Below are 3,131 nucleotides of genomic sequence, written 5' to 3'. Positions count from 1 at the left end.
CGTGAGCGTCATGCAGGGACCACGCGCTGAGGGCTGATCTGGTCGGCTAGAAGATCTCGCGGAATGGTTTGTCGCGAGGTCACAATGTCGAAGGATAGTCGTAAGGATAGCGATAAGGATAGGCATACGCCTATCCTCGAACACGGCGCCGACACGCTGCGGCGTGTTGAAATCATCACCGGGACGGGCCGGCGTCGGCGCTGGTCGACCGATGCGAAGGCAGCGATTGTCGCGGAGAGTTTCGCGCCGGGTGCAAGCGTGTCCGCGGTGGCACGACGACACGACATCAGCCCAAGCCTGTTGTTTCTGTGGCGTCGTCAGACCACGCGGGTGAAGCTCGCGGAGCGCCGGGACGGAGATGTGCCACCTGGCTTTGTGCCGGTCGCGATCACTGGCTGCGGCGGCGAATTGTCGTCGCGCGAAGAGCAGGCAGCAATTGAGATCCAGGTCGGCGCGGTTCGCATCCGTGTCAGGGGGACGGTCGACCGGCGGGCGCTGCGCGAGGTGCTTGCGGCAGTCGGGCCGGTTGGCCGATGATCGGGCTCCGACCTGGGTTGTCGATCTGGATCGCGACGCAGCCGATCGATTTCCGTCGGGGGATGGACTCGCTGGCGATGCTGGTGAGCGAGGCGTTTGGGGCCAATCCGTACGACGGCGGACTTTATGTCTTTCGGTCCAAGCGCCGAGATCGCGTGAAGATCCTGACCTGGGACGGAAGCGGCCTTGTCCTTTACTACAAAAGAATCGAGGGGCAGTTCACCTGGCCGCCGGTCAAGGAAGGCGTCATGCCGCTATCTCATGCTCAACTCTCGGTGCTGCTCGATGGCTCAGACGGGAAGCGTGTGCCGATGCGGGTTGTGGATCAGCCAGCGCGAGCTGGTTGATCCGTATCAAGAGTAGCTCGTCACTCATGCGGAGTTGTTGTAAAATCACTCTGCATGAGTGATTTGCCTTCCGATCCAGCATTGCTCCGACAAACTGTGATGGCGCTGTCGTCAAGGCTTGCGGCGTTGTCGGTGGAATGCAGCACGCTTTCGGCCGAGCGTGATGCGGCGATCGCCCAACGCGACGCTGCGGTTCAGGAGAACGACAAGCTCTGATGATCCTGTCCCAGTTCAAGCGCACGATCTTCGGTCCCCGCTCCGAGACACTGGATCCCGGACAGCTGCCTCTCTTCACCATCACGGCACAGGCGGCTCGTGCCGCGGCCAACGACGACGTAACCGGAGGCAGGCTGCCTGATGGAGCGGAGGGCCGTGGAAAGCGACCGGCGCGACGCAACCGGGGGAAGCTTCCGGAGCATTTGCCGCGCATCGATGTCGTAATCGATATCGAGAGCCACATCTGCCCTTGCTGCGGCGAGCGGCTGCACAAGATCGGGGAGACCGTCAAAGAAGCCTTCGACGTCATTCCGATGCAGTACCGGGTCAAGCGCATTGTGCGTCCGCGGTATGGCTGCCGGGGATGCCGCCAGGGTGTGATGCAGGCACCTGCGCCGGCCCAGGCGATCGATGGCGGGATGGTGACGGAAGCCTTGCTGGCCCACATCGCGGTGATGAAATACGGCTACCAGTTGCCGCTGTATCGGCAGGAACAGATGTTCGCCGCGCAAGGCATCACACTCGATCGGCAGACGCTGGCCTCGTGGATGGGCCGCGCCGCCTGGTGGCTGAAGCCGCTTCACACGCTGTTGCGCGATACAGTGATGTCCCACCCGCGGCTGTTTGCCGACGAGACGCCGCTGCCAGTTCTCGATCCCGGCCGTGGCAGGACCAAAGTCTGCCAGTTCTGGGCGATCGCCACCGATGACCGTCCGTGGGGCGGCCCGGCGCCGCCGGCGGTGGTCTACATGTTTGCCGAGGATCGCAAGGCGATCCGCGCCAAGCAGCTGTTCGGGGACTACCACGGCATCCTGCAGGTCGACGGCTATGCCGCCTACAAGGGCCTGATCAAGAATGGCGGCCATCTGGTGCAGTTGGCGTTCTGCTTCGCGCATGCGCGGCGGAAGTTCTGGGACGTTCACGTCGCGACGAAGTCGCCGATTGCTGCGGAAGCGCTGCAACGGATCGCGATCTTCTACGCCATCGAGGATCGCATCCGCGGTCTGCCGGCGGCGCATCGGGCTGCAGTGCGGCAGACCGACACCAGGCCGTTGATCGAGGACTTCAAACCCTGGCTCGAGGCGCGGCTACTGGAAGTCTCGAAGAAATCCGGCCTTGGCAAGGCGATCCGCTACACCCTCAACCATTGGGAAGGCCTGACGCGCTTCATCGATGATGGGCGCATCGAGATCGACAGCAATACGGTCGAACGCAGCATCAAGCCGATAGGCCTGGGAAAGAAGAATTACTTGTTCGCCGGCAGTGCCGAAACCTGGGCCACCCTCGCATCGCTCATCAACACGGCAAAGCTGCACGACATCGACCCGCGGCACTATCTGACCGATGTTCTCGAGCGCATCGTCTCCGGACGTACAAAGATCAATCAACTGCACATGCTGTTGCCGTGGAATTGGAAGGCCGAGCGCGATAGCTCGCAGGCAAAGCTCGCCGCCTGATCAGTTCGACGGCAGGGCATCTGGAACTTCCTGCGCATCGCTGGCGTCGTCGTAGATCTCTTCGCGGATCACGCGCAGCGTCACCTCGTGCAGATACACTTGCAGCGCACCCTCCAGCTCGGTGAACTCCGGCAGCAGGACTCGATCGACGAAGCCCCGTGACGCACGGACCATCACCGTGTTGCGTCGCTGCCGGCGATAACGAAACGGCCGCAGCCCATATCGGCGGCAAAGCGCCAGAAAAAGGTGCCGAGACCACTGGTCGGGAAGTGAGAATTGCTGTTCGATCGGTGGATCGTGGCGAGCGAGTTCCTCGACCCGGGCCCGCACCCGCTGCAGCGCGGCTTCCGCCGCAAGGCGCTCACCAGCAGTTCCGGCCCCCACGAACAACGCCTCGATCTTCCGAAGCTTCTCGCGCAGCTGCGACTCGCTGTTCATTCTGATCCCGTTGCCCGCTCCGAACCGGGATCACCCCATCACCGCGCCCCGGCGGCGTCAATCATCCCGACCGCGCTATCCAGAGCATTCCGCGCAAGTCAAGCCCGTGCACCGGTGATCCTATCGTGACGCTCAC

The 3,131-nt window shown here is 62.9% G+C and carries 4 protein-coding genes and 1 pseudogene; 4 read left to right on the top strand and 1 reads right to left on the bottom strand.

What is annotated here, in order from left to right; genetic code table 11:
• Positions 1–156 precede the first annotated feature (156 nt).
• The 4 genes and pseudogenes from IVA75_RS34325 to IVA75_RS34315 form a co-directional block, all read left to right on the top strand.
• A pseudogene (locus IVA75_RS34325) lies at positions 157–318 on the top strand (transposase); the annotation flags it as partial.
• A gap of 236 nt (positions 319–554) precedes the next feature.
• Positions 555–884: an IS66 family insertion sequence element accessory protein TnpB gene (gene tnpB, locus IVA75_RS34320; protein ID WP_247290034.1), complete on the top strand. Its 330-nt coding sequence runs from the start codon at positions 555–557 to the stop codon at positions 882–884.
• An 81-nt stretch (positions 885–965) separates the two neighbouring features.
• A complete protein-coding gene (locus tag IVA75_RS40220) occupies positions 966–1,100 on the top strand; it encodes a hypothetical protein (RefSeq protein WP_256465254.1) in 135 nt (44 codons plus the stop codon).
• The gene (locus IVA75_RS34315; RefSeq protein WP_247359654.1) at positions 1,100–2,557 is read left to right on the top strand and encodes an IS66 family transposase; all 1,458 of its coding nucleotides are present in this window, start codon (positions 1,100–1,102) and stop codon (positions 2,555–2,557) included. Before IVA75_RS40220 ends, IVA75_RS34315 begins: the two co-directional genes overlap by 1 nt.
• Here the strand turns inward: IVA75_RS34315 and IVA75_RS34310 are convergent, their stop codons facing one another.
• On the bottom strand, positions 2,558–2,995 hold the full coding sequence (locus tag IVA75_RS34310; RefSeq protein WP_018457659.1) for a hypothetical protein: 438 nt from the start codon (positions 2,993–2,995) through the stop codon (positions 2,558–2,560).
• Between the last annotated feature and the right edge of the window lie 136 nt (positions 2,996–3,131).

Origin of the sequence: Bradyrhizobium sp. 134, from assembly GCF_023074155.1 — a bacterium.
Classification (GTDB): domain Bacteria; phylum Pseudomonadota; class Alphaproteobacteria; order Rhizobiales; family Xanthobacteraceae; genus Bradyrhizobium.
The sequence above is the reverse complement of the archived record's forward strand: the minus strand, read 5'-3'. Positions and strand labels throughout refer to the sequence as shown.

Bases quoted from the DNA above. Each gene is read 5' to 3' on its own strand.
- IVA75_RS34310 (WP_018457659.1), bottom strand. From the start codon at position 2,995: ATGAACAGCGAGTCGCAGCTGCGCGAGAAGCTTCGGAAGATCGAGGCG.
- IVA75_RS34315 (WP_247359654.1), top strand. From the start codon at position 1,100: ATGATCCTGTCCCAGTTCAAGCGCACGATCTTCGGTCCCCGCTCCGAG.